The following is a 22,861-nucleotide window of genomic DNA, read 5'->3' as shown; positions in this document are numbered from 1 at the left end:
TTTAATCAAAACTAAAAGCAAAGCGGGACCCGCCCCTTATTCCGGTTCACTTTTGGTTCGCCGCTTGCGCGCCAATCCCGACCGGCGACGGACGGACCCGAAACCCAACAGTGGAGGACACACCCAAAATGGATCTCGCAGCCATTCAGGCCGACCAGGTCACCCTGAATTCCCTTGTCCAGAACCTTGTCTATCTTTCCGGCACCGTCGGCGCGATCACCGTCGTCGTCGGCCTGCTGATGATCGACGCCGGCACGACGCGGCGCAAGAGCCTGTTCAATTCGACCATCGAAAAGGTCATGGGCTTCTTCCTTGGATTCACCACCTATTTCGCCATCGGCTTCGGCTTCTGGGCGGCGCAGTATTACATCATCGAAGGCGCCACCATGGGCGACAGCTTGCGCGACTGGTGGCTCTTCGGCGGCATGCTGAACGCCAACGCCTCCACCACCGATCCGGCGACCTTCCCGGGGCTGAACACCTTCCAGATCTTCGTCTTCTTCCTCGCGGTCTTTGCCGGGATCGTGAACATCCTCTTCCACTTCGCCGTCTCCGAACGGATCAAGGCCTCGGCCTATTACGTGCTCTGCGTCGTGGCCGCGATCGGCTCGTCGATCCTCAGCTTCTACACCTGGGGCTCGGTTGGTCCGCTGACCAATGCAGGCTTCCACGACTTCTTCGGCGTGGGCTTCGTCTATCTCTTCCCCACCGGCATGGCGCTGGCGCTGGTGCCGATGCTGGGCAAGCGCCCTGGCATGTTCGCCCCGCACCCGTTGGTCTCGGGCTACCACGCGCCCAGCATCGGGCTGGCGGCGGTGGGCCTGCTGACCATCTTCGCGGGCCTGCCCATGGTCATCGTCTCCTGCCTCTTCTTCTTCGACCCCGAGGCGCTGGCGGTCAGCGTCACCATGGCCGAGACCAGCGTCGGCCTTGCCGTGAACAACTACGCCATGGCCTGGGCCGGCGGCGCGGTGACCGGCGGGATCCTCGCCTATGCCACCCGGAAATACGCCTACCTGCTGCTGGGTCCCCTGGCGGGCTACGTCGCGGGGGCCTGCGGTTTCGACGTCTACCAACCGGGCGAGATGTTCCTGGTGGCGCTGGGCGCGCCGGTCATCTCCTACATAGTCTATGAATTCACGCTGAAGCGCGAGTTCGACGAGCACAAGCTGCTGCCGCTCTTCCTCGGCGCGGGCAGCTATGGCCTGATCATGGTCGGAATCCTCGAGGCTGGCACGCCGCGCGGCGGCTATTTCGGCATCACCGAAGGCGAATACGCCTTCCAGCACGGCCAGATCGGCCTGACCATGCAACTGATCGGCATCGTGGTCTGCCTTGGCGCGGGTCTGGTGACCGGCCTCGTCACCGCGCTGATCCTCAAGGTGACGATCGGGTTGCGCAACACCGACGATGAAATGGCCGCCGGTCTCGACGGCCTGCGCTGGGGGCTGGAGCCCGACGTGCCCACGCGCGAGGACACGCCCATCGCCAAGGGCTGACCCGGAACCACATTCACGGTGTCGCGGCGGCGGGGTCCTTTCCGTCGCCGCGATGCGTTTCGGGCTCCCGACCCGGCCCGTAGGGTGGGTGAAAACCCACCTGCGCATCGGTTAACAATCCGTCACGACCGGCCGCCGCGTTAAACCGTCGAAACGCGAAAATCCGCACCGTCGCGATACCACTGGAATACCGACGCGATACCGACATGCCGTTTCGGGCCGAATCGCAGCACTTGACCCCCCCGTATCCGCGCCCGGTGGCTCAAGGCCCCGTTAAGCCTTCAGCGCCGTCAGCACGTCCTCATAGCTCTTCAGCCCATGCGCCGCGCCCATGGTCTCGCGCCATTTGGCGGCATAGGCCTCGTGCATCGCCGCGCCGATCTGCGCCCGCCCGGCGCCGGCGCGCCCGCTCACCACCTTGCTGGCCTCGCCGCCCGGCGGCAGGCCGCAGGCCGCGTCGCGGGCCTGACGCACAAGATGGTCGTCGAACCGCCGGCCATGCGCCTTCATGAAATCCAGCGTCGCCTGCGCCTCCGCCACGGCGCGTGTCCGTTCATCGGATATTCCCATGAAATCCGCCACTTGGGCGACACTCTTCACCAGGTCTTGCTTCATGTGCTCATAGGCCAGCAACAGCACGTCGTCGCGGTCGCGCACACCCCACCAGGACGACGCATGGCTCCAGTAATCCTCGCGGCCCATGCGATCCAGGTAGTACTCTGCGAACTCCTCCAGCGAAATCGCCCCGCGCTCGAAGGTCCAGCCGTCGAAAAAACGGTAAAGCGATACCATCGCATCCACCGGGTCGCGCAGCACGACGATATAGCGCCCACCTTCGGGAATCACCCCCCAGGGCAGATGGCTCTTGAAAAGCCGCGGACGCCAGGGTTGCGGGGCGTTAACGTCTTTGCCCATATCGTGCGCCAGTTCCAGCCACGGCACGACATCGGAAATCTCATCGAAATCCATGTCGCCGCCGGACCGCAGGCCATGCGCGATCTGGCTGACCCAGGTGGTGCCGCACTTGCTGTAGGGCGAAATGAAGATGTCCGAAGGATCCGGGCGATAGGCCAGCCCCGTCTCGACGCCATGCTCCGTGGCGAACCGCGCCAGCGCCGCGTTCATCTGCGCCAGCGTCTCAGGACGTTTCATCGCGCGCCTCTCCTTTGCCCGGCACCGGGTCATAGCCGCAGCCGCCCCAGGGATTGCACCGCGCGATCCGGCGCGCGGCCAGCCATCCGCCCTTCAGGCCCCCATGGGTGCGCAGGGCGTCCAGCGCATACTGGCTGCACGTGGGCTGATACCGGCAATTGAACCCCACCCAGGGGCTGAAGATCAGCCGGTATCCCTTGACCGGCAGGGCCAGGATATGCGCCAACGGGCTCATCTATGCACCGAGGCCAGCGCCCGCCGCAGATCCTCGCACAGCCCCTGGAAATCGCGGTCCACCGTGGCCCCGGCGCGCCCGATCAGCACATAGTCATGCCCGGATTTCCCGTTTTCCGTCAGCACCTTGCGCGCCACCTCGCGCAAGCGCCGCTTGGCCCGGTTGCGGGTGACGGCATTGCCCACCTTCTTGGAACAGGTGAACCCCACCCGGATCGTGTCGCTGTCGTCCCGCCGGTCCCGCATCTGCAGCACCAGGCCCTTCATCGCCTGCCTGCGCCCCTTGGCGGCGGCCAGGAAATCGGGGCGTTTCTTCAGGACCTCCAGGCAAACGGAAACCGCCGGGGGCGTGTTCCCCGTGTCTTCCACGAGGGCCTCCGGCGGTGTCATGTCCGTACAGGTCCTGGCTGGCGCTTACGCGCTCAGCGACTTGCGGCCACGCGCACGACGCGCGTTCAGGATCTTGCGGCCGGCCTTGGTGGCCATGCGCGCGCGGAAACCGTGGCGCCGCTTGCGGACCAGGTTCGAGGGTTGATACGTGCGTTTCATCGCTCGGCTCTCCGGTGTTCTTGGCCTCGCTCAGGAATCGCGAAAGCCGGAATTCGTATTGAAGCCCGGTCTATAGGGGCCTGCGGGACCCAAGTCAAACATCCGATTGGCTTTTGCAACAAAAACCCTGCCGCGATGGCCGGCTTTGTTACAAAGCCCCCCGAATCCCGACATAAAGGCCCAGAACCCATCACCCCGCATCACCCCCGCGTGAAGCGTCTGGCGCCGGCCCCGAGGATCGCGCATCTAGGGAAGAACAGTCAATCGTTCCGGACCCCGAGATGGCCACTGCCGACGACACCAGGCGCCCCGCCTATATCCGCCACGCGCCCCTGGCCGTGATCCTAATCGCCGCCATCGTCGGGTATTTCACGCTGGGCGACTACCTGACATTCGACACGCTGGCCGAAAACCGCGAGGCCTTGCTGGCCTTTCGCGACGAAAACCACATCCTCCTCGCAGGGATATTCATCGCCGTCTACGTGAGCATCGTGGCCTTCTCGCTGCCCGGCGCAGCCGTCGCCTCGGTGACCGGCGGATTTCTCTTCGGCCTCGCGCTTGGCACCGTCTTCAACGTCACGGCCGCCGTGATCGGCGCCTCGGCCATCTTCATGGCCGCACGGTGGGGCCTTGGCCGCACGCTCGCTGCCAGGATGGACGCCTCCGACGGCACTCTGAAAAAGATCAAGACCGGCCTGCATGAGCATGAAATCAGTGTCCTTTTGCTGATGCGCCTCGTGCCAGTGGTGCCGTTCTTCGTGGCCAACCTGCTGCCCGCGCTGGTCGGCGTGCGCTTCGTCAATTTCCTCTGGACGACCGCAATCGGCATCATCCCCGGCGCCATCGTCTTCACCTGGATCGGTGTCGGCCTGGGCGAGGTCTTCGACCGCGGCGAACGCCCTGACCTGTCGCTTCTGTGGGAACCGCAGGTGATCGGCCCCATTCTCGGGCTTTGCGTGCTGGCAGCACTACCTATCGTGATCAAGACCGTGCGCGGCAAGAAGGACATCTAGGCCATGGCCGACATCAAGACTGACATCCTCGTCATCGGGGCCGGGTCCGGCGGCCTCTCCGTCGCCTCCGGCGCGGCGCAGATGGGCGCCGACGTGGTCCTTCTGGAAGGCCACAAAATGGGCGGTGACTGCCTCAACTTCGGCTGCGTGCCCTCCAAGGCCCTCATCGCCTCGGCCAAGGCCGCCCATGGCCAGGCCCACGCCGCCCCTTACGGCGTCGCCGATGTCGTGCCCAAGGTGGACTACGCCGCCGCAAAGGATCACGTTCGGGACGTGATCGCCACCATCGCCCCGCATGACAGCCAGGAACGGTTCGAGGGCCTTGGCGTCAGGGTCATCCGCGACTACGGCCAGTTCATCTCGCCAACCGAGGTCAAGGTCGGCGACACCACCATCCGCGCCCGGCGCATCGTCATCGCCACCGGCTCCTCGCCCTTCGTACCGCCCATCCCGGGTTTGGAAAACGTGCCCTACGAGACCAACGAAACATTGTTCGACCTGCGCGAAAAGCCCGAGCACCTGCTGCTAATCGGCGGCGGGCCCATCGGCATTGAAATGGCGCAGGCGCATCTGCGGCTGGGCTGCAAGGTCACGGTGATCGAAGGCGACAAGGCGCTTGGCAAGGACGACCCCGAGGCGGCGGCACTGGTGCTGGACCACCTGCGTGAGGAAGGGCTGAAGATCGTCGAGGGCGCGACCGCAGCGCAGGTGCGCGGCACCGCCGGGGCGATCGAGGTAGAAACCAAGGACGGCCAGGTTTTCAAGGGCTCGCACCTTTTGGTGGCCGTGGGCCGCAAGCCCAATATCGACCGGCTGAACTTCGAGGCGGCAGGCATCGAGGCCACCAAGGCGGGTATCAAGGTCGATGCCGCGCTCAAGACCACCAATTCAAAGGTCTACGCCATCGGCGACGTCGCGGGCGGCCTGCAATTCACCCATGTCGCGGGCTATCATGCGGGCATCGTCATCCGTTCCGCCGTGCTGGGCCTGCCCGCCAAAGCCAGCACCGCCCGCCTGCCCTGGACGACCTATACCGACCCCGAACTCGCCCAGGTCGGCCTGACCGAAGCGCAGGCCCGCAAAGAACACGGCGCAAAGCTGGAGGTCGTGCGGGCCGAGTATGGCGGCAACGACCGGGCCATCGCCACGCGCAAGACCACGGGCTTCGTCAAGGTCATGGTGGTCGGCGGCCGCCCTGTCGGCGCCACCATCGTCGGCGCCCAGGCGGGCGAGCTTATACACACTTGGGCCTTGGCCCTCGCCAACAACTTGAAAATGAAGCATATCAGCGCCATGGTTGCGCCTTACCCCACGTTGGGGGAACTCAACAAACGGGCGGCGGGGGCGTACTTCACGCCACGGCTGTTCGAAAGCGACGGGGTCAAGCGGATCGTGCGGCTGGTGCAGCGCTGGCTGCCCTGAGAGACAAGGCGACGGAACGGCAAAGATGGGGTTTCTGAAATCACTCTCGGGACGGTTCCTGATCCTGACCGTGGTATTCGTCATGCTGGCCGAGGTCCTGATTTTTTTCCCGTCCATCGCCCGGTTCCGCGAAGATTTCCTGATGGACCGGCTGGAACGTGCCCAAATCGCGTCCCTGGCGCTGCTGGCTAGCGACGAGATCTCGAACGAGCTGCAGGAAGAACTTCTGCAGAATGCAGGCGTCTTCAACGTGGTACTGCGGCGTGACGAGGCGCGTCAGCTGATGCTGTCTGCACCCATGCCCTCGCCCATCGTGAACACGTTCGATCTGCGCGATGCCACACCTCTGGAACTGATCGGGGACGCCGTGACCCGGCTTGCCACGCCTGAACCCGAGATGATCCGGGTGATCGGCGATCCGTCGCAGATGGGCGGTCTGCTGATCGAGATCACCCTGCTGACGGACGAGTTGCGCGCCGCTATGGTGGATTACGGCCTGCGTATCCTGTTCCTGTCGGCGATGATTTCGGTCGTGACCGCCGCCCTGCTTTATTTTGCCGTGCGCGGCTTTCTGGTGCGGCCCATCGCCAGCGTCGCGCGGCACATGACCCGCTATGCCGAAGCCCCCGAGGACGCGAACCGGGTGATCACGCCTCGGTCCACCACCACCGAGATCCGCCAGGCCGAAGAGGCCTTGCACAAGCTTCAGACCCAGCTGACATCGTCCCTGCGCCAGCGCGAGCGCCTGGCCCAGCTGGGCGGCGCGGTGGCCAAGGTCAGCCATGACCTGCGCAACATCCTGACCTCCGCACAGCTTTTCACCGACCGGATCGAGATGAGCGAGGACCCGGCGGTCAAGCGCATGGCGCCCAAGCTGGTCAACTCCATCGCCCGCGCCGTGCACCTGTGCGAATCCACGCTGGCCTATGGCAAGGCCGAGGAACAGCCGCCCACCTTGGGCCGTTTCGCGCTGATCGACGTGGTGTCGGACGTGATCGAAAGCGAGCGTCTGGCCGTGGGCGACGCCGATATCAGTTTTGCCGAGGACGTGCCGACGGCGCTTGTGGTGCGCGCGGACCACGAACAGCTCTACCGCGTGATAGCCAACCTCGTGCGCAATGCCCGGCAGGCCATCGTCAACAGCGGCAAGCCCGGAGAGATCGCCATTTCAGGACAGGAAACCGGCGACGCATGGCTGATCCATGTCGCCGACACCGGCCCGGGCCTGCCGGCCAAGGCGCGCGAACACCTGTTTCAGCCCTTCCATGGCGGAGCGACCAAGGGCGGCACGGGGCTCGGCCTGTCGATCGCCGCCGAGCTCATCCGCGGTCACGGCGGCACGCTGGACCTTGAACGGACCGACGACAGCGGCACGGTGTTTCGGATTTCGTTGCCCCGCGGCGGCCTGAAACTGGACTGACGGGTTTTCCTCGGATTTTCCGCGCCGGCCCCCTTGCATTGCACGGCGCTTGAGTCTAGATGCTCGTCCTCACGGACCGATAGCTCAGCTGGATAGAGTACCTGACTACGAATCAGGGGGTCGGGGGTTCGAATCCTCCTCGGTCCGCCACTTCCCCCCTGTAGAACGTCAGGCGAAATTGACCTTTGCGTCACTTCGCTGACCCGGCTTGCGAACTGCACACGAAGATGGGCCTTCGTGGACAGTGCAGAGAATGACGGGAAGAAACCCATTATTGCCATAGTCATAAAGCACCTGCGCGGAACAAGGGCGAAGCCCGCCGCGCATCGCCGGGTCGTCCCCCGGCACGGCGATTTGGCAGGTGAAGTGCCACGCCCTCAGGTCGGGTGTGCCTGGCAGGCATGAACTGCCCATCACCATCGTCGGTTCTCCGCACCACGGCCCGTCGATGCGCGTCTTCTCACCGTCAGAAAACAACGTCCGTTTCGTCCACATAGTGGACCCTCGCCAGTTCCACGCCCAAGGTCTGGTCTGGGTCGGCAATGTTCGGCGGTTGGATCGGACCTGCTTGCCACGGCCCACTGTCACAACCCAGAAAACCGTAGCTTCGAGTCGCTTTCGCCCGGCATTCGACACCCCTCTAAGACACCCTGCGGTGCACGCCTTTCAGCGCCCCTGTCACGTGGCGTCCCCCTCGACATCCGACCGCATGAGTATACCCTTGCCATGAGGTGTTCGGCAAAGAGGTCGCCATGAAATTGACCGTAGACGGCACGGTGCACGATATCGACGTCGCCGAGGATATGCCGCTGCTCTGGGTGCTGCGCGACCTGCTGGGCAAGACCGGCGTGAAATATGGCTGCGGGATCGCACAATGCGGTGCATGCACCGTTCATATCGATGGCGAGGCCGTGAGATCCTGCCAGGTTCCGGCGCTGGATGTCTGGGGTGCTGTCACCACGATCCACGGGCTTGGCACTCCCGAGTCGCCCCACCCGGTCCAGCAAGCCTGGATCGAGACGCAGGTGGCGCAATGCGGATACTGTCAATCCGGCCAGATCATGCAGGCCGCGGCCCTGCTGTCTGAGATGCCCGACCCGAGCGATGACGAGATCGACAAGGCCCTGTCCGGCAACCTTTGCCGCTGCGGCACCTATCCGCGCATTCGCGCCGCCGTCAGGGTCGCGGCTGCAAAGCTGAAGGGCGCCTAGGATGAGCCGGGCCGGAAAAATAGCGCGCCGAAGCTTCCTTGTCGGGGCCGTGGCCGCCGCGGGGGGCGTGGCCTTTGGCGTCTGGCGCTACAGGACGCCCTACGCCAATCCGCTTCTGGCGGGTCTCAACGATGGCGAGGCGGCACTGACGCCATACGTGCTGATCCGTCCCGACGGAATCACCCTGATCACGCCCCGCGCCGACAAGGGCCAGGGCGCCTACCAGGTGCAGGCGATGCTGCTCGCCGAGGAACTGGATGTCACGCTGGATCAGGTCTCGGTCGATCCCGGCCCGCCGGACGTGGCCTACTGGAACCGGGCGCTGGCCGAGGAAACCGCGGCCTTCCTTGTTCCGGGGGACGGCCTTGGACGAGACGCGGCCGAGACGGTCGTGTCCGCCGCATCCAAGTTCCTGGGTTTGCAGATCACCGGCGGCTCCACCACGACGCCCGACGGGTTCGACAAGCTGCGGGCCGCAGGCGCCTCCGCGCGTGAGACGCTCAAGGCTGCCGCCGCCCGCGCGACGGGCCATGCGACCGATACGCTCTCGACGAAGGATGGCGCGGTACTGCTGCCGGACGGATCGACGCTGGCCTATACGGACCTTGCCGCGCAGCTGACCGAAGTCGAGCCTGTCACGGAGGTCGCGTTGCGCCAGCCCTCCGAATGGCGACTGATCGGTCATGCGACGCCGCGGCTGGACATGGTGGCGAAATCGACGGGAACGCAGGGATACGGGATAGATGTCGAACTGCCCGGCATGGTTCATGCCACGGTCGTACTGAACCCCGCGCAGATCGGTGCCCTGGGCAGTTACGACACCGGCGAAGCCTTCAAGATTTCCGGCGTTCAGTCCGTGGTCGAGATCACCGGCGGGCTGGGCGTTGTCGCCGACACCACATGGACCGCCTTCAAGGGCGCGCGTGCTCTGGCCGTAAGCTGGCCAGACGGCCCGGTGCCGCCGGAAATGGACGATCACTGGCAAGCCTTGTCGGACAGTTTCAACGACGACGCCCTGGACAGCCGCAAACGCGATGACGGAGACGTCGATGCAGCGATTGCCGCGCGCGCAGGCGATGTGATCGAGGCCGAGTACCGTGCGCCCTACCTTGCCCACGCGCCGCTGGAACCCGTCAACGCGACCGTCCGCGTCGACGAGGATTCGGTCGAGATATGGACAGGGACGCAGATACCGCGCTTCGTTTTGGCCAATGTGGCGCGGATCACCGGCGTTGCGGAAGAGAACATCACTCTCCACGTGCAGATGATCGGCGGAAGTTTCGGCCACCGGCTCGAAGATACGGTGGTCAGACACGCCACCGAGATCGCGATGCAGATGAAGGGCATTCCGATCAAGCTGACCTATTCGCGAGAGGAGGACATGACCCATGACTTCCCGCGCCAGATCGCGATGGGCAGAATGCGCGGAACCGTGCGCGACGGCCGCGTCGAGGCGTTCGATCTTGGCATCGCCATGCCTTCGGTCATCCTGTCCCAGATGGCACGGCAGGGCCAAAGCGTGCCCGGCCCCGACAGCCAGATCGTGGCCGGGGCGTTCGAGCAGCCTTTCGCCCTGCCCCATCACCGCGTGACGGGCTACCGTGCTCCGCCCTTGGCACCGATCAGTTCCTGGCGGTCGGTCGGAGCCTCCACGAACGGGTTTTTCTACAATGCGGGGCTGGACGAGCTGATCCATGCCGCAGGCGCCGACCCGCTGGAAGAGCGGCTTCGGCTTTGCAACGATCCGCTGGCCCGCGCCGTGCTGGAGGCCGTGGGAGAGATGAGCGACTGGACAGGCCCCGATCCCGGCGATGGCGTGGGACGCGGCGTGGCCTTCACCAAGTCCTTCGGCGTACCCTGCGCCGAGGTGGTCGAGGTTGAAACGACGGACTCTGGCCTGCGGATTCGCCGCGCCTGGGTCGCCGCCGAAGTGGGCACGGTGGTCGATCCGCTGAATTTCGAGAACCAGGTCGCCGGCGGTGTCATTTTCGGACTGGGCCACGCGATGAATTGTGAAATCACCTATGCCGACGGCCGCGCCGAACAGCAGAATTTCGACAGCTTCCAGGCGATGCGCCTGTATCAGACACCCCGGATCGAGGTGCGCGGGCTGGAAAACGGCGACAGAGTGCGCGGCGTCGGCGAACCGCCGGTGCCACCCGCTGCCCCGGCCCTGGCGGCGGCCATTTTCGCCGCCACCGGCACGCGCCTGCGGGAAATGCCGTTCAGCAAGTTCGTCGATTTCGCGTGACGCATAAGCGGCGTATGTGACGATGCCTTGCCGTTCCCCGCAGAGGGTGGTTCAAGGGGATCATGCACTCCCTGCTGACCACGTTCATCCTGCTTGCGCTGGCAAGTGTCGCGGCATTCGCGGCACAGGCCATGGGGTTTCCGCTGCCCTTCATGATCGGCCCACTGGCGCTGTCCGGGGCCGTCGCGACCATTTTTTCAGCGCGCTTGCCAACGGGTTACAGGTTTCCACCGCAGCTTCGGCTCGTGTTCATCTCGATCATCGGGTTGATGATCGGGGCGCAGGTGACGCCGGACCTTTTCGGCGAGGCGTCGCGCCTGGCGATCAGCTTCCTGGCACTGACGCTGTTCGTGGTCGTGGCCCATGCCTATGGATATGCCATCCTGCGGTTCATCGGAGGTTATGATCGCCCCACCGCCTTTTACGGATCGGCCCCCGGCGGTCTGTTCGAGTCAATCGCCCTGGGCGAGGAAGCTGGCGCCGACCCGGCCCGCCTGACCTTGCAACAGTTTCTGCGAATCATCTCCGTGGTCACGCTGTTGCCGATCGGCCTGTCGCTCTGGGTCGGGCACCCGGTCGGCAGTTCTTCGGGCGTCACGCTGGCCCGGGGCGACGTGCCGTGGCAGGCGTTTCCATATATTGCCGTCGCCGGCGGGACGGGCCTTGCCCTTGGCCAGTTGCTGCGATTGCCGGCCAAGCAATTGACCGGGCCTCTTGCGGTGGCGGCAGTCTTGTCGCTGACCGGACTGTACCATGTCGATGTCCCGCAATGGCTGGTGAACGTGGCACAGATCGTTGTCGGAACAGCCCTTGGCATGCGGTTTTCGGGATTGTCCGGCGGCCTGGTCCTGCGCGGGATGGGGCTGACGATCTTGTGCGTCGGCGGGATGATGGGGCTCGCGATCATCTTCGCGCTGGCCCTGATGCAAGCGCTTGACCAACCTTTCGATGTCTTGCTGATCAGCTTTGCCCCGGGCGGCGTCACCGAGATGTCCCTCGTGGCGCTCAGCCTGTCGGCCAATCCGGCTTTCGTGACGCTGCACCACATCTTTCGTATCCTGATCACCGTCGTGAGCCTGGGACTGAGCGCCAGCTTCCTGCGCCGCAAGCTTTGACAGCGCGGGTGTTCTGGATTATCTGAACGGCTGTTCATTTCAAAGTCCCGGAGGCCCCATGCAGATCACTGAAACCGCCGCGATCATCACCGGAGGCGCCTCGGGCCTGGGCGAAGCGACGGCACGGCATTTTCGCGCTCATGGCGCCCAGGTGACGCTGCTGGATCGCGACGCTGATCGCGGTGCGGCGGTGGCAGCCGAAATCGGCGCGGCATTCGCCCAGACAGACGTGACGGATGAGTCCTCGGTCAAGGCGGCGATTTCCACGGCCAAGCGCGAGATGGGGCGCATCACCGCCGCCGTCAACTGCGCCGGCATCGCCACCGGAGAAAAGACGCTGGGCCGGGAAGGGCCGCACAGCCTGGACGGGTTCCGCCGGACGATCGACATCAACCTGATCGGAACCTTCAACGTGGCCCGGTTGGCCGCCGAGGAAATCGCGCAGAACGCTGCGGCAGCGGACGGCACGCGCGGCGTGATCATCAACACCGCGTCGATCGCCGCCTTCGAAGGCCAGAAGGGCCAGACCGCCTATGCCGCCTCGAAAGGCGGCATCGTGGGATTGTCGGTCCCCATGGCGCGGGACCTGAGCCGCGCCGGTCTCCGGGTGATGGCCATTGCTCCGGGCATATTCGCCACGCCCATGCTGAAGGGGCTGCCGCAGGACGTGCAGGACGGGCTGGCGCAGGACGTCACCTTTCCCAAGCGGCTGGGCGACCCGGACGAATACGCATCGCTGGCGCGCTTCATCGTCGAATGCGATTATCTCAACGGCGAGGTCATTCGGCTGGACGGCGCGTTGCGGATGCAGTGAGGGTATCAGCCGCCTGCCAGCGCACCGAACTTGGTCTCCAGATAGCTCATCAGGGGCGCGGCAGACGGGGCGGCACCACAGGCGCGCGTGATGACGTCCTTCGGCTCGAATCGGCCCCCATGCCGCTGTACCCTCTCATTCAGCCAGCCCGTTGCCGCAGACAGGTCGCCCTTGGCCAGTTGATCGTCGAGCTGAGGTACGTCCCGGCGCAGCGCCTCGTGCAGGCAACCGGCATAGACATTGCCCAGGCTGTAGGTCGGGAAATATCCGAAGAGGCCCACAGACCAATGGACATCCTGCAACACGCCGTGTGAGGGGCGGTCCACGTCATACCCGAAATCGCTTTTAAAACGGTCGTTCCAGGCCACCTCAAGGTCCTCGACCTGAAGGTCATCCGAAAACAGTGCTCGCTCCAGATCAAACCGCAGCATGATATGAAGGTTGTATTGCACCTCGTCGGCCTCGGTCCGGATATAGCCGCGATGCACGCGGTTCACGAGCGCATAGAACGCGTCCTCGTCCGCCACGCCAAAGTCTCCGAAGACGTCGCGCATCCGTCCGTAAAGATACCCGCAGAAGGCACGGCTACGGCCCAGTTGGTTCTCGTAAATCCGGCTTTGACTTTCATGCACGCCCATCGATACGCCCTGCCCCGCCGGGGTCAGCAGGAATGCCTTGTCGATGCCCTGTTCGTAACAGGCGTGGCCGACCTCGTGGATCGTGGAATAAACGCAGTTGAACGGATCGTCCTCGACCGTGCGGGTGGTGATGCGAACGTCGTCGCCCGAGCCGCTGGAAAATGGATGCACCGCGCGGTCGATTCGCCCGCGCGTCAGGTCATAGCCGAATGTGCGGGCCAATTCCTGACCGAGGACCATCTGTTTATTCATGTCGAAACTGGCCGACAGGGGCGCCACGGGGGCTGCGGTCAAGGCACGTTCCCGTAGCGCGACCAGCCCGGGCCGCATCTCGTCGAAGATTCGCGCGAATTCGGCCGCCTTGCCGTTAGGCTCGAAATCATCGACCAGCGCGTCATAGAGATCGCCGCCCTCTGCCAGGGCAGCCGCCTCTTCGCGCCGCAGTTTGACCACCTCGGCCAGCGTGGGCAGGAATGCGGCCACGTCGTCATTGGCGCGCGCCTCGGCCCAGATGCCCTGGGACCGGCTGGTCAGTCGCGCGAGGGCCGCGGCGAGTTCGGACGGCACCTTGACCGCGCGATCATAGCTGCGGCGGATCAGGCGCAACTGCGCGGCGCCGTCCTCGTCGGGCGCGACGGCCTGTTCCAGCCACTCGCCAACCTGCGGGCTTGTGCGCCGCGCGTGCAGGACGCTTTCCATCGCACCGCTTTCCTCGGCCCGCTGTCCTGCGGCCCCGCGCGGCATGACGGTTTCCTGGTCCCAGCCCAGCCGCCCGGCGATGCGGGCCAGCGCCTGGGTTTCCCGCTCATGCGCCATGAGCGCGTCGTATGTGGTCGGCAAGCTCATCCGCGCACCGATCGAACGACGGGGTACTGGCTGAGGAAGCGTGCTCTGAGGATCAGAACCCACAGAATCACAGCGAGAACCTGATGCGTGATCGCCAGTTGCCAGGGCGCGATGTATAGGACGGTCATGATCCCCAGAACGACCTGCAGGACCAGCGCGAGAAACGCGAAATTGAACGCCCCGCGCGTCAGGGCATGGGCAGAGCGGCGCCCTCGTAACCAGACCACGATACCGAAGGCCAGCAGCAGGTAGCCGGTCATGCGGTGCATGAACTGGACCAGGCCGGGATTCTCGAAGAAGTTCCTGATCCCAAGTTCCGGCATCCAGAAATCGACCGGCAGGAAGCCGCCCGCCATGAGCGGCCAGTCGGTAAAGGTGCGGCCCGCGTCAATTCCCGCCACAAGGGCACCGATCAGGATCTGCAGGAATGCGAAATGCAGCCAGCCGGTGGACAGGCCGAACAGCTTGCCTTCCCGGCTGCGCCGGGCTTGCATCAGTTCGCGCTCTTCGCGGCCAAGGCACATCACGTACCATGCAATGAAGCCCAGGATGACGAAAGCCAGCCCAAGATGCACGGCCAACCGATAGCTGGCCACGTCAAGCATCTCGCCCGTGAGCCCCGAACTGACCATCCACCAGCCGATCGCCCCCTGAAGCCCGCCAAGCCCGCCCAACAGCAGCAAGCGGCCCGCCCAGCCGGGCGGGATTTTCCGCGTGACCAGGAACACCAGGAAACCCAAAGCCCAGACAAGTCCGATCACGCGGCCCAGTTGCCGGTGCCCCCATTCCCACCAATAGATCGTCTTGAACTCGGACAGGCTCATGCCCTTGTTCTGAAGCTGGTATTCGGGGATCGCGCGGTACTTCTCGAACTCGGCGTCCCACGTGGTGGCGTCCATGGGGGGCAACGCGCCGGTGACGGGTTTCCATTCGGTGATCGACAGACCGCTGTCGGTCAGGCGTGTTAGCCCGCCCACGGCGATCATCACGACGACCAGTGCGAAGAGCAGCATCAGCCACAGGCGCACCGCGCCCCGCGCGCCCCGGCGGCCTGCGTCTATCATGCCGCCTCGCGGCGTGTCCCGCGGGACATCGGCGTCGGACACCTCTTGGAAAATGCTGCGTTTTTCGCTCATGCTCCGCCCTCTTCAGATGGCGCGAAAGTAATCCGCGCCGCGCCGCGCTTCAACCGCGCTCCTTCCATCGCACCATTTGCCGCAGCACTCCGTGAAGCATCTGCACGTCCGCGCGCGTCAGGGCCATGCGGCTCCACATGTTACGAAGGTTGATCTTCATACCGCGGGCCTTGGCCTCGGGAAAGAAAAAGCCTGCGTCCTCGAGGCGTTCTTCGTAATGCGACGAGAGGGCCTCGATCTCCTGCTGGTTGGCCCATTCGGTGCCGGCCATGTCCACTCGCGTAGCCTCGACCGCCTCCGAGGCGCGACGCCACTCGTACCCGCACAGCAAAACGCATTGCGCCAGGTTCAGGCTGGGAAAATCCGGATTCACCGGCACGCTGATGATCGCATTCGCTCGCGCCACGTCCTCGTTTTCCAGCCCCGCACGCTCCGGCCCGAAGAGGACCGACACACGCTCGCCGCGCGACAGGCGGCGGGCGGCCTCTTGCATCGCGCCTTCCGGGCTGAAGACGGGTTTCGTCAGGCCGCGTATGCGCGCCGTCGTGGCCATCACGAAGGTGTCTTCCTCGACCGCGGTCGCGAGGTCGGGGACCAGCCGCGCCTCGTCCAGCAAACGTCCCGCGCCGCTGGCCATTGCCACGGCTTTCTGGTTGGGCCAGCCATCGCGTGGGGCGACGACCACCATCCGGTCAAGACCGAAATTCCACATTGCACGGGCCGCGGCCCCGATATTCTCGCCCATTTGCGGGCGCACCAACACGAAACGCGGCTGCATCTTGTCGTCCCTCATCCAGACCCTCCACCGGCCCTGCCATAGTCGACGCGGTGAGCACGGGAAAGCGTAAACCGGCGCAATCGCGACCCGTAGACGCTTGTTCAAATCCCGGTTATAGGGGCAAAAACAGGACGACAAGACCATGGCCGAGCCCGAGCAGCCCCAGATTTACCTGATCACCCCGCCAGAAATCGAACTGGCGCGATTTCCGCAGGCCCTGGGCCGGGTTCTGGACGACCACGAGATCGCCTGTGTCCGCCTTGCACTTTCAACGCATGACGAGATGGCACTATGCCGTGCGGCCGATGCCTGCCGCGAGGTAGCCCACGCTCGCGACGTGGCCATCGTGATCGACACGCATTTCGTTCTGGCTGATCGTCTGGGATTGGATGGTGTTCACCTGACAGACGGTGCGCGCACCGTACGCAAGGCGCGCAAGGAATTGGGGCCGGACGCGATCGTGGGCGCTTTTTGCGCCACGTCGCGGCACGAGGGCATGAGCGCGGCCGAGGCCGGCGCCGACTACGTCAGCTTCGGGCCGGCGGGTGTGTCCGCCCTGGGCGACGGGTCGCAGGCGGAGCCGGAGCTTTACGAATGGTGGTCGCAGATGATCGAGGTGCCTGTCGTCGCCGAGGGCGCGCTGGACAAGGCCACGATAGCGCATCTTGTAACCATGACGGACTTTTTCGGTATCGGCGAGGAAATCTGGCGCGAAGATGATCCCAGTGCCGCGCTGGCCAACCTGATCGCAGCCGGGGCCTGACCCGGATCAGGGGGCTGCAGTCATCCGGGCAAAGCGCTTTCCGGGGGCATGGCACTTCTGACCCGAGCCTCCAGGGCCTGGGCCAGTTTCTTGCGGTCGGGAAAATCGCTGATCCTGAGTGGCTCGTGATAGATCACCCGCACGCCGCCTTGGGGAAAGCGCGACAGGACCTGCACCATGTGCGGACCGAGGTCCATGTCGCCCCACCAGCCGTAGAAGCGCGGCTCCTCGACGCCATCGGGAGCGATATATACGACGGTGACAGGTTGAATGCGCATCCCGGTTTCCAGATCCGCAAACGCTGCGAACAGGCTGGATTTGAAAGGCAACACGCGCATTCCGTCGGTCGAGGTGCCTTCCGGGAAGAACAACAGTTTGCGCCCCGCGTCCAGTTCGGTCTTCAATTGGTTACGTTGGGCATCGGCCTGCCGCGGGTTGCGATTGATGAACACGGTGCCGACCAACCGGGCAAGAAAGCCGATACCGGGCCAGCCTGCTACTTCCGCCTTGGACACGAAAGTGATCGCCTGACCCGCCCCGAGCGCGAAGATATCCATCCAGGACGCGTGGTTGGCCACGACCGCCCCGTGATCGCGCATCGGCCGGCCTTCGCGCCGATAGCGCAGGCCGATGATCCGCAACCCAGCCCAGATCGCCCAGCGTTGCAGCCAGGCCGTCAAGGGACGGCGCCGGTCGAAGAAATAGGGCTCAACCAGGCGCAGGATCAGCACCACAAAGACGCCAGGCACGATGATCGCGACCAGAACGATCAGGCGGAGCGCCAGGATCAGCCAGCCAATCGGATGGACCTTCGCCATCTTCGCAGGCTGTCGCGATTCCCAGGTCGGGCTCACAGGTCGGCTCCTTTCGAATAGATCGCCTTCTGTCGTGCGTTGAGGCGCCCGGTATCCATAACGAGGCACACGTCGGTCGTATTGAAGGTTTCGTCGATGAAAGCGCCGTCACCCACGAAACCGCCCAGTCTGAGATAGGCCTTGATCAGCGCCGGCACCTGCAGCATCGCCGCGCGCCGGTCGATCTGGTCTTCGGGCACGAGATCCAGCGGTTGGTAGTGTTCCGCCACGGTGCGGACCCGCAGGGCCTCGGGCGCGAGATGCCTGTGATGCAGAAGTGAAAGCGGCTGCGCGAGTTTTGCCGGATCGGTGCCGTGAAAGCTGGCGACGCCGAACAGGATCTCGATGTCATGCTCGGTCACGTACCGCGCGAGCCCGTTCCACAGATGGTACATGGCCGCGCCGCCGCGATACCCTTCCGCCAGGCAGGAACGGCCAAGCTCCATGATGCGCCGCCCTGATTGTTTGAGAACCGAAAGGTCGTATTCATCCTCGGAGTAGAATTGACCGGCCTTGTCTGCCTGGTCATCGCGCAGGACGCGATAGACCCCCACGATCGCCCCGCCACGGGAATCGTCCGACAACAGAAGATGGTCGAAATGCGGGTCGAACCGATCACGCTCCAGCTTCGCTTCGTGATCCACGAGAGGTCCGTCACCGCCAAGTTCGGAGACGAAAACATCGTATCTCAGGCGCTGTGCCGCCTGCAGATCGGCCTCGTCCCGGGCCAGCCTTACGGTGAACTGCACATCGCGAGTATACATCAGGGTCCTGCTCAGAATGGCTGCGCGGGTTTTAAGGTGTTTCCGCCCCGGGCTGCAACCACAACAGACCGCTGACGGCTCTTGCCTGCCGAGCCACGCGGACTTGCGATGTTCCCAAGACGTGTTAACGTTCCAGTAACCAAGATCATGGTTCAGTGATGGGCAGCAACTCAATGCGGGAGCCGTCGATAACAACTTTACCTACATCCTGGAAGTTCACGGTGATCTTGCCATCGATATTCGACTGGACTTGTCCGGTGCCCCAATCCGGCTGATCGGGGTGGACGACAAGCATACCGGGCTCGAGGATACTGTTCAGATCGGACATCGGCGGACTCCGCGGGAAAGGACACGACTTGGTCAGTGATACCAACGCCATCGCCGCATTGATAGGCTCTCGGATCTGCCACGACCTCATCAGTCCGATCGGCGCGGTCAGCAACGGCATCGAACTGCTTGAATTGTCCGGGGCCGCCGCATCGCCCGAATTGGCGCTGGTTGTTGACAGCGTGGCTCATGCCAATGCCCGCATCCGGTTTTTCCGCCTGGCCTTCGGTGTCGCCAGTCCGGATCAGGAGACCGGCGCCGAGGAGGTCAATTCGATTCTTCACGACCTCCACGCGGATGAGCGGACGGTGATCGACGCGTTTCCACCCGGTCATTATCCCCGGCGCGAAGTCAGGGCGGTATTGCTTGCCCTGCTCTGCGCCGAACAGGCAGTGCCCTACGGCGGCCGGATCACGATGACGCTTTCGGACGAAGGCTGGCTCGTGCGGGCGACGGCAGACCGGATGAACTCTGATCCCGAGTTGTGGGACCTGTTGAACGGTACACAGGGCACGGCATTGCCGGCGCCCGCTCATGTCCAGTTCCTGATCCTTCCGGCGGCGGCCTGGGATGCGCGGCTCGACTGCTCTGCCAACCTGACCGACGAGGCGGCCGAGGTCCAGCTCAGGCGCGCGTAACCCCGTCGCCTTCCACTAGGTATTTGAAGCTGGTCAGTTGCGTGGCGCCAACGGGGCCACGGGCGTGCATCTTTCCGGTTGCGATGCCGATCTCCGCGCCCATGCCGAATTCTCCACCGTCAGCGAACTGCGTGGACGCATTGCGCATCAGAATCGCGCTGTCCAGTTCGGCAAAGAAGCGCTCCGCCGCGGCATCGTCTTCCGTGATGATGCAATCCGTATGCTGTGACCCGTATTTCCTTATATGTTCAATGGCTTCCGACAGGTCTTTCACCTGTTTTGCGGCCATGACCATCGCCAGAAACTCGAATCCCCAGTCCGTATCGTCGGCCGGAACGGTGCCCGAAACCGATTGCAGCGCCGGGTCTGCACGCACTTCCACCCCCTTTTCGAGGAGTGCGCGGATGACGCCCTGTCCGATCGTATCGGCGGCGTCTTCGTGGACCAGCAGACACTCTGCCGCGCCGCAGATGCCCGTGCGGCGGGTCTTGGCGTTCATCACGACGCGCAGCGCCTTTTCCGGGTCGGCGTCCTTGTCGATGTAGATATGCACGATGCCCTCGAGATGGGCAAAGACGGGAACCCGTGCCTCGCGCTGCACGAGGCCGACCAGCCCTTTGCCTCCACGCGGTACGATCACGTCGATCGTGCCGGTCATCGTCAGCATGGCCTGAACGGCAGCCCGGTCACGGGTGGGCACAAGCTGGATGGCGTCCTCGGGCAGCTTGGCCTCTTTGAGCCCTTCGACGAGGCAACGGTGCAGCGCGCCCGAGGAATGAAAACTCTCCGAGCCACCGCGCAAGATCACCGCATTGCCGGACTTGAGACATAAGGCACCTGCATCCGCCGTCACATTCGGCCGGCTTTCGTAGATCACGCCGATCACGCCCAACGGCGTGCGGACACGGCGAATATGCAGGCCGTTGGGACGATCCCATTCCTCGATCACCTCGCCCACGGGGTCTTGTTGCGCCGCGACGGCCCTCAGCCCATCGCAGATCGCCCCGATGCGGGCTTCGTCGAGCATGAGGCGGTCCATCATGGCATCGGAAAGACCTTTCTCCGCGCCGAATGCGAGGTCCTTGGCATTCGCCTCGAGGATATCGGCGCGATTGTCCCAGACCGCTTGCGCGGCCGAGGTCAGCGCAAGCGTTTTCGCCTCTGGCGACGCCGTTGCCAGCACCACCGCCGCGGCCTTGGCGCGCTGGCCGATCTCTTCCATCACAGCCGGAATGTTTTCGAGGTCTTTCATCGCTTCACCTGTTCGTTCGTGCCGAAACTATCAGCACGCCTGTCATATGGCCATATCGTCCCGATGTATGAGCGGGCCACGGGCGGGATAACCCAGCACCTCCTCGATCTGGTCCGAGCGCAGCCGCTTGATACGCGCAGCATCCGAGGCGTCGTAGCGCGTCAGCCCCTGCCCCAGTACTGCGCCGGTTTCGTCCGCGACCTCGACCGCGTCGCCCCGACCGAACCGCCCGGTCACATCTGCGACACCGGCCACCAGAAGGCTGGAGCCAGCGCGCAGTGCCTTGACCGCGCCCGCATCGACGATCAGCCGGCCCTTCGGTTTCATGGCGGCAATCCACTGTTTGCGCTTTTGCTGCGGATCGCCCTGTGCGGCGAACCACGTTGCCGGCGCGCCATTTTCCAGGGCGCTGATCGGGTGCAGCACCGACCCTTCCGTAATCGCCATGTCGCATCCGGCCGCCGTGGCGGTCCGGGCGGCCAGCAGCTTGGTCTTCATGCCCCCCTTCGACAGGCCCGACCCTGCAGCGCCCGCCATCGCCTCGATCTCGGGCGTGATATGCGAGATCAGGTCGAAGCGTTTTGCGCCCGGGTCGACCCTGGGGTTCGCGGAATAGAACCCGTCCACGTCGCTGAGCAGGATCAACTGGTCCGCACCGGCGGTCACCGCGATCTGCGCCGCCATGCGATCGTTGTCGCCATAGCGGATTTCATCGGTCGCGACCGTGTCGTTCTCGTTCACGATCGGAACCACGCCAAGTGACAGAAGCTGCTCCAGCGTCGCCCGGGAATTGAGATAGCGCCGCCTGTCGGCGCTGTCTTCCAGCGTGACCAGGACCTGAGCCGCGATGATGTCGTGCTTGGCCAAAACCTCGGTATAGGCGGTGGCAAGCTGGATCTGACCGACGGCGGCAGCGGCCTGGGATTGCTCCAGCGACAGATCGGCGGCGGGCAGTTTCAGCACGCCCCGGCCAAGCGCGATGGACCCCGAGGACACCAGTATCACGTCGGTGCCCCGATTTCGCAGGCGCGCCACATCCTCGGCCAGCGCGATCAGCCAGTCATGCCGCAGCTTGCCGGTGTCACGGTCGACAAGCAGTGCAGACCCGATCTTGACGACAAGGCGCTTCGCGTCGGCTACGGTTGCCACGGGGCGTCCTCGTCGTCACCCGACCGCTCGCGCAACCGGCCCTTGTCGATATAGGCCCGCAGCGCGCGCAGCACGTCCGTCACCCCTTCGCGTGAGACGCCGGACATCAGCAGAACGTTCGATCCGGTCAGTGCCTCGAGCTCTTCCTTCAGGAAATCCCGTTCTTCGTCGTCCAGAGTGTCTATCTTGTTCAGCACGGTGACGCGCGGCTTTTCGGCCAAACCACCGCCATAGGCCTCCAGCTCGTGTACGATCGTGCGGTAGTCGTCGAGCAGCGTGCCGGACGACCCGTCAACCAGATGCAAGAGCACGGCACAGCGTTCCACGTGACCCAGGAAGAGATCGCCGAGCCCCCGCCCCTCGGATGCGCCGTCGATCAGGCCGGGAATGTCCGCGACCACGAACTCGGTATTGTCGACGCCGACGACACCGAGGTTGGGGTGCAGCGTGGTGAAGGGGTAATCGGCAACCTTGGGTCGCGCATTGGACGTGGCCGCCAGGAACGTCGATTTGCCCGCGTTGGGCAAACCCACGAGGCCGACATCCGCGATCAGCTTGAGGCGTAGCCAGATGGTACGCTCGACACCCTCTTGCCCGGGATTGGAGCGGCGGGGCGCCTGGTTCGTCGACGTCTTGAATCGCAGGTTGCCCCATCCGCCATTGCCACCCTTGGCAAGGCAGACACGCTCGCCCACCTCGGTCAGGTCGGCGATCACCGTCTCCTGATCCTCGTCGAGGATCTCGGTGCCCACGGGCACGCGCAGCAAGATGTCGTCGCCATCCGCGCCGGTGCGTTGCTTGCCCATGCCCGGCTTGCCATTATCGGCGAAGAAATGCTGCTGGTAGCGAAAATCGATGAGGGTGTTCAGCCCGTCCACGGCTTCGGCCCAGACCGAGCCGCCGCCGCCGCCGTCGCCACCGTCGGGACCGCCGTATTCGATGTACTTCTCGCGCCGGAAGCTGATGCATCCGTTGCCGCCGCTGCCCGAGCGGATGTAAACCTTGGCGAGATCGAGAAACTTCATGTCATGCCCCA

At 64.5% G+C, this 22,861-nt stretch carries 23 protein-coding genes and 1 tRNA gene; 11 read left to right on the top strand and 13 right to left on the bottom strand.

Annotation, left to right across the window (positions count from 1 at the left end; genetic code table 11):
- Positions 1–128 precede the first annotated feature (128 nt).
- Positions 129–1,499 carry an ammonium transporter gene (locus tag KUV49_RS11950; protein WP_222450139.1) on the top strand — a complete coding sequence of 457 codons (1,371 nt, stop codon included), beginning with the start codon at positions 129–131 and terminating at the stop codon, positions 1,497–1,499.
- Between the two features lie 273 nt (positions 1,500–1,772).
- Here the strand turns inward: KUV49_RS11950 and KUV49_RS11945 are convergent, their stop codons facing one another.
- The 4 genes from KUV49_RS11945 to rpmH are packed head-to-tail and all read right to left on the bottom strand — an operon-like array spanning position 1,773 to position 3,434.
- Positions 1,773–2,651, bottom strand: coding sequence for a sulfotransferase domain-containing protein (locus KUV49_RS11945; RefSeq protein WP_222450138.1), 879 nt, complete (start codon positions 2,649–2,651; stop codon positions 1,773–1,775).
- Positions 2,638–2,886 (bottom strand): membrane protein insertion efficiency factor YidD, encoded by a 249-nt coding sequence (yidD, locus tag KUV49_RS11940; protein WP_222450137.1) that lies wholly within the window; start codon positions 2,884–2,886, stop codon positions 2,638–2,640. The genes KUV49_RS11945 and yidD overlap by 14 nt, the downstream gene beginning before the upstream one ends.
- Entirely contained in the window at positions 2,883–3,275 is a 393-nt protein-coding gene (rnpA, locus tag KUV49_RS11935; RefSeq protein ID WP_222450136.1) for a ribonuclease P protein component, read from the bottom strand. The genes yidD and rnpA overlap by 4 nt, the downstream gene beginning before the upstream one ends.
- 24 nt (positions 3,276–3,299) lie before the next feature.
- Positions 3,300–3,434, bottom strand: a complete 135-nt coding sequence (gene rpmH / locus KUV49_RS11930; protein WP_005980833.1) for a 50S ribosomal protein L34 — start codon at positions 3,432–3,434, stop codon at positions 3,300–3,302.
- A gap of 281 nt (positions 3,435–3,715) precedes the next feature.
- On the opposite strand from rpmH, the gene KUV49_RS11925 reads away from it, so the two are divergent.
- The 8 genes from KUV49_RS11925 (at position 3,716) to KUV49_RS11890 (ending at position 12,680) form a co-directional block, all read left to right on the top strand.
- A complete protein-coding gene (locus KUV49_RS11925) occupies positions 3,716–4,447 on the top strand; it encodes a TVP38/TMEM64 family protein (protein WP_222450135.1) in 732 nt (243 codons plus the stop codon).
- A gap of 3 nt (positions 4,448–4,450) precedes the next feature.
- On the top strand, positions 4,451–5,869 hold the full coding sequence (locus tag KUV49_RS11920) for a dihydrolipoyl dehydrogenase family protein (protein ID WP_222450134.1): 1,419 nt from the start codon (positions 4,451–4,453) through the stop codon (positions 5,867–5,869).
- 25 nt (positions 5,870–5,894) lie between these two features.
- Positions 5,895–7,289 carry a sensor histidine kinase gene (locus KUV49_RS11915; RefSeq protein WP_222450133.1) on the top strand — a complete coding sequence of 465 codons (1,395 nt, stop codon included), beginning with the start codon at positions 5,895–5,897 and terminating at the stop codon, positions 7,287–7,289.
- A 73-nt stretch (positions 7,290–7,362) separates the two neighbouring features.
- A tRNA-Arg gene (locus KUV49_RS11910) sits at positions 7,363–7,439 on the top strand.
- 602 nt (positions 7,440–8,041) lie between these two features.
- On the top strand, positions 8,042–8,500 hold the full coding sequence (locus KUV49_RS11905; RefSeq protein ID WP_222450132.1) for a (2Fe-2S)-binding protein: 459 nt from the start codon (positions 8,042–8,044) through the stop codon (positions 8,498–8,500).
- A gap of 1 nt (position 8,501) precedes the next feature.
- Positions 8,502–10,751: a xanthine dehydrogenase family protein molybdopterin-binding subunit gene (locus tag KUV49_RS11900; protein ID WP_222450131.1), complete on the top strand. Its 2,250-nt coding sequence runs from the start codon at positions 8,502–8,504 to the stop codon at positions 10,749–10,751.
- Positions 10,752–10,813: 62 nt separating this feature from the next.
- The gene (locus tag KUV49_RS11895) at positions 10,814–11,866 is read left to right on the top strand and encodes an AbrB family transcriptional regulator (protein WP_222450130.1); all 1,053 of its coding nucleotides are present in this window, start codon (positions 10,814–10,816) and stop codon (positions 11,864–11,866) included.
- A gap of 58 nt (positions 11,867–11,924) precedes the next feature.
- Positions 11,925–12,680 (top strand): SDR family NAD(P)-dependent oxidoreductase, encoded by a 756-nt coding sequence (locus KUV49_RS11890; RefSeq protein ID WP_222450129.1) that lies wholly within the window; start codon positions 11,925–11,927, stop codon positions 12,678–12,680.
- A gap of 5 nt (positions 12,681–12,685) precedes the next feature.
- Here the strand turns inward: KUV49_RS11890 and KUV49_RS11885 are convergent, their stop codons facing one another.
- Genes KUV49_RS11885 through KUV49_RS11875 form a run of 3 tightly spaced genes read right to left on the bottom strand, consistent with a single transcriptional unit; the run spans position 12,686 to position 16,093 of the window.
- Positions 12,686–14,164, bottom strand: a complete 1,479-nt coding sequence (locus tag KUV49_RS11885) for a carboxypeptidase M32 (protein WP_222450128.1) — start codon at positions 14,162–14,164, stop codon at positions 12,686–12,688.
- Positions 14,161–15,300 carry a heme A synthase gene (ctaA, locus tag KUV49_RS11880; protein ID WP_222450127.1) on the bottom strand — a complete coding sequence of 380 codons (1,140 nt, stop codon included), beginning with the start codon at positions 15,298–15,300 and terminating at the stop codon, positions 14,161–14,163. The genes KUV49_RS11885 and ctaA overlap by 4 nt, the downstream gene beginning before the upstream one ends.
- A 49-nt stretch (positions 15,301–15,349) precedes the next feature.
- Positions 15,350–16,093 (bottom strand): RNA methyltransferase, encoded by a 744-nt coding sequence (locus KUV49_RS11875; RefSeq protein WP_222450126.1) that lies wholly within the window; start codon positions 16,091–16,093, stop codon positions 15,350–15,352.
- A 127-nt stretch (positions 16,094–16,220) separates the two neighbouring features.
- Here KUV49_RS11875 and KUV49_RS11870 point away from each other — a divergent pair, with 127 nt between their 5' ends.
- Positions 16,221–16,841, top strand: a complete 621-nt coding sequence (locus KUV49_RS11870; protein WP_222450125.1) for a thiamine phosphate synthase — start codon at positions 16,221–16,223, stop codon at positions 16,839–16,841.
- Positions 16,842–16,861: 20 nt separating this feature from the next.
- Here the strand turns inward: KUV49_RS11870 and KUV49_RS11865 are convergent, their stop codons facing one another.
- The 3 genes from KUV49_RS11865 to KUV49_RS11855 form a co-directional block, all read right to left on the bottom strand.
- Positions 16,862–17,695 (bottom strand): lysophospholipid acyltransferase family protein, encoded by an 834-nt coding sequence (locus KUV49_RS11865; protein WP_315899505.1) that lies wholly within the window; start codon positions 17,693–17,695, stop codon positions 16,862–16,864.
- Positions 17,692–18,459: a GNAT family N-acetyltransferase gene (locus KUV49_RS11860; protein WP_222450124.1), complete on the bottom strand. Its 768-nt coding sequence runs from the start codon at positions 18,457–18,459 to the stop codon at positions 17,692–17,694. The genes KUV49_RS11865 and KUV49_RS11860 overlap by 4 nt, the downstream gene beginning before the upstream one ends.
- Before the next feature lie 145 nt (positions 18,460–18,604).
- On the bottom strand, positions 18,605–18,787 hold the full coding sequence (locus KUV49_RS11855) for a DUF3553 domain-containing protein (protein ID WP_222450123.1): 183 nt from the start codon (positions 18,785–18,787) through the stop codon (positions 18,605–18,607).
- A 28-nt stretch (positions 18,788–18,815) separates the two neighbouring features.
- Between KUV49_RS11855 and KUV49_RS11850 the strand changes: the two genes are divergently transcribed.
- Entirely contained in the window at positions 18,816–19,424 is a 609-nt protein-coding gene (locus tag KUV49_RS11850; protein WP_222450122.1) for a histidine phosphotransferase family protein, read from the top strand.
- On the opposite strand, the gene KUV49_RS11845 is transcribed toward KUV49_RS11850, so the two are convergent.
- Genes KUV49_RS11845 through obgE form a run of 3 tightly spaced genes read right to left on the bottom strand, consistent with a single transcriptional unit; the run spans position 19,411 to position 22,850 of the window.
- Entirely contained in the window at positions 19,411–20,676 is a 1,266-nt protein-coding gene (locus tag KUV49_RS11845) for a glutamate-5-semialdehyde dehydrogenase (protein ID WP_222450121.1), read from the bottom strand. The genes KUV49_RS11850 and KUV49_RS11845 overlap by 14 nt on opposite strands.
- A 42-nt stretch (positions 20,677–20,718) precedes the next feature.
- Entirely contained in the window at positions 20,719–21,825 is a 1,107-nt protein-coding gene (proB, locus tag KUV49_RS11840) for a glutamate 5-kinase (RefSeq protein ID WP_222450120.1), read from the bottom strand.
- The gene (gene obgE / locus KUV49_RS11835; RefSeq protein WP_222450119.1) at positions 21,813–22,850 is read right to left on the bottom strand and encodes a GTPase ObgE; all 1,038 of its coding nucleotides are present in this window, start codon (positions 22,848–22,850) and stop codon (positions 21,813–21,815) included. The genes proB and obgE overlap by 13 nt, the downstream gene beginning before the upstream one ends.
- Between the last annotated feature and the right edge of the window lie 11 nt (positions 22,851–22,861).

The organism is Roseovarius atlanticus (genome assembly GCF_019802205.1).
Taxonomy (GTDB): domain Bacteria; phylum Pseudomonadota; class Alphaproteobacteria; order Rhodobacterales; family Rhodobacteraceae; genus Roseovarius; species Roseovarius atlanticus_A.
Note: the sequence above shows the minus strand (reverse complement) of the source record. Positions and strands in the feature narration are given on the sequence as shown.